1 pseudogene is annotated in these 1,550 nt (G+C 59.0%); it reads right to left on the bottom strand.

Annotated features, from left to right (window positions below):
* Window positions 1-1,550, bottom strand: a pseudogene (locus F7R19_RS29475) (chitinase); the annotation flags it as partial.

Raw genomic sequence — 1,550 nt, 5'->3', positions numbered from 1 at the left:
TCCTCGACGTGCTGCGGCTGCGGACCTGTGTGCTCTTCAATCTCGCGAATTAATTGCTGCCACTTATTTGGATTGGCCCATTCACTTTCGTGCTTGATGATGAGACGCGACACCCGCAATGCGCGCCACGGATCGTCAGTGGCCGCGCACAACTCGTCAGCAGCCTGGCCGCCATCGCCTCTTGGAAAGATGGCGCGATAGATTTTCACCATTAGCTGACTGAGCTTGCTCATGGCGGCGGGCGCCGGGACGTCCGCTCCCATTGAGTAATCGACGTAGGCTTTTGCGGTGGCAAACATCGTATGCGTCGAATCATGGGGATCCTCGAAGGACGTATCAAAGTCAATCCAGGATTGCGCGAATTCTCGTGTGACGCGACCACCCGCAAAGTTTTCCTGGCGCACCCAGCCGTCAATGTCGTGGCCCAGCACGTCAGCGCTGTTGACATGCCACCAAGGCAGCTTTTCCCCACTGACGGCTGTGGTCTCCATGCGCTTGTTGTCTGGATTCCTTGCTAGTTCGGCCAATGCCACGATCTGAATCACGTCGGACATCGAGGGGGCAGCCCCTTCATTGAAGGGCTGCTTGTACAACTTGGTGTTCTTGTCGATGCGCATCAGCGTTGGCTCGCTCGACAGCCCCAATGGCTTCCAGTCGTCTGGGTGATGCCCATGATTATCAATCCAGTCCCGCCCTTTCTGGATGAAGGCCTTGATGCCATCGTCACAGAACACCTCTATGTGCACCATGCGGTTTTCGCCAAAATTGCTCAACGAATCGTAGCGGCCGAGATGACCAATCAGGTCGCCAGCCTTGATCTTGACGGGCTTGTCTAAGGTGACCACGCGATCCAGCATCGAGTCCGGTATAACCGCTTCCACCATTCGATGGCCGTGCTCCTTGCCGAGGAACATCCATCCGCCGATTGCGGCGGTCGGCGCAACATAGCCGCCAACCTTCGGCGGAATCAGTTGCGCCCAATGCGTGTCCTTGATCTGGCCCCAGTTGCCTTCGCGCTTGCTAATGCTGACCTGCGTCCCGCGAGGGAGAATGCACAGCGGCGTCCCATGTGGGTGCGTCGCCCGCACCCTGAGCCCCACCTGACCTGATGGAGTGGCGCTGGTGGGACGACCGGCTGGTTTGTCGTTGGCGAACTGTGTCACCGTGAAGTCCGGCTGCCAATATGCAGGGCGAGGCAGTGCCTTGTCGCTCTCGTAGCCGGCCATGTCCTGCAGATGCATGTACAGGCTGAAGAACGTCAGCTTGGTGCCCTTGGGGAACTCCATGGCGTGGCGCACCAGGGCAAAGCCGGTGCTGTAGTGCGCCTCTCTAGCTGGCTTGTCGCCCTCCGCTGGCATCTGGCTGACCAGATAGTTCCGATTGACGCGGAAGGCCACTACCTCGCCATCCGCGATACAACGCACGCCGTACTTCAGGTCCAGGGAGGCACCCGCACCGCCTTCCGAGATATGAATGCCGCCGTGCCACATGCCCTTGGCACTGACGGCGTAGTGGCCAGATGCTTCCTTTTTCAGCAGCGCGTGGAATTC

This window comes from Cupriavidus pauculus, assembly GCF_008801835.1.
GTDB classification, from domain to species: Bacteria; Pseudomonadota; Gammaproteobacteria; order Burkholderiales; family Burkholderiaceae; genus Cupriavidus; species Cupriavidus pauculus.
The sequence above is the reverse complement of the archived record's forward strand: the minus strand, read 5'-3'. Positions and strand labels throughout refer to the sequence as shown.